Here is a 1,427-nt window from a genome sequence, read left to right as displayed (position 1 = left end):
CTTCAGAACTAACACAGTGGACGCGAGCAACTGAGGACAAGCCCTCGGCCTATTAGTACCGGTCAGCTCCACCCATTACTGGGCTTCCACATCCGGCCTATCAACCCAGTCGTCTACTGGGAGCCTTACCCTCTCAAGGAGGTGGGAATACTCATCTCGAAGCAGGCTTCCCGCTTAGATGCTTTCAGCGGTTATCCCTCCCGAACGTAGCCAACCAGCCATGCCCTTGGCAGAACAACTGGCACACCAGAGGTTCGTCCGTCCCGGTCCTCTCGTACTAGGGACAGCCCTTCTCAATATTCCTGCGCGCACAGAGGATAGGGACCGAACTGTCTCACGACGTTCTAAACCCAGCTCGCGTACCGCTTTAATGGGCGAACAGCCCAACCCTTGGGACCGACTCCAGCCCCAGGATGCGACGAGCCGACATCGAGGTGCCAAACCATCCCGTCGATATGGACTCTTGGGGAAGATCAGCCTGTTATCCCCGGGGTACCTTTTATCCGTTGAGCGACGGCGCTTCCACAAGCCACCGCCGGATCACTAGTCCCGACTTTCGTCCCTGCTCGACCCGTCGGTCTCACAGTCAAGCTCCCTTGTGCACTTACACTCAACACCTGATTGCCAACCAGGCTGAGGGAACCTTTGGGCGCCTCCGTTACCCTTTGGGAGGCAACCGCCCCAGTTAAACTACCCATCAGACACTGTCCCTGATCCGGATCACGGACCGAGGTTAGACATCCAGCACGACCAGAGTGGTATTTCAACGACGACTCCACAACCACTGGCGTGGCCGCTTCACAGTCTCCCACCTATCCTACACAAGCCGAACCGAACACCAATATCAAACTGTAGTAAAGGTCCCGGGGTCTTTCCGTCCTTCTGCGCGAAACGAGCATCTTTACTCGTAGTGCAATTTCACCGGGCCTATGGTTGAGACAGTCGAGAAGTCGTTACGCCATTCGTGCAGGTCGGAACTTACCCGACAAGGAATTTCGCTACCTTAGGATGGTTATAGTTACCACCGCCGTTTACTGGCGCTTAAGTTCTCAGCTTCGCAACCCCGAAAGGTCACTAACCGGTCCCCTTAACGTTCCAGCACCGGGCAGGCGTCAGTCCGTATACATCGCCTTACGGCTTCGCACGGACCTGTGTTTTTAGTAAACAGTCGCTTCTCGCTGGTCTCTGCGGCCACCCCCAGCTCACACTGCAAGAGTGATCACCAGGCGTGGCCCCCCTTCTCCCGAAGTTACGGGGGCATTTTGCCGAGTTCCTTAACCATAGTTCACCCGAACGCCTCGGTATTCTCTACCTGACCACCTGAGTCGGTTTAGGGTACGGGCCGCCATGAAACTCGCTAGAGGCTTTTCTCGACAGCATAGGATCATCCACTTCACCACAATCGGCTCGGCATCAGGTCTCAGCCT

1 rRNA gene is annotated in these 1,427 nt (G+C 56.1%); it reads right to left on the bottom strand.

Features of this window, described 5'->3' with window-relative positions:
• Positions 1-32: 32 nt before the first annotated feature.
• A 23S ribosomal RNA gene (locus AB0M18_RS36615) occupies positions 33-1,427 on the bottom strand; the annotation flags it as partial.

This window comes from Streptomyces sp. NPDC051909, assembly GCF_040681095.1.
In the GTDB taxonomy this organism is placed as follows: domain Bacteria; phylum Actinomycetota; class Actinomycetes; order Streptomycetales; family Streptomycetaceae; genus Streptomyces.
This window is presented reverse-complemented; position numbering and strand designations above follow the sequence as displayed.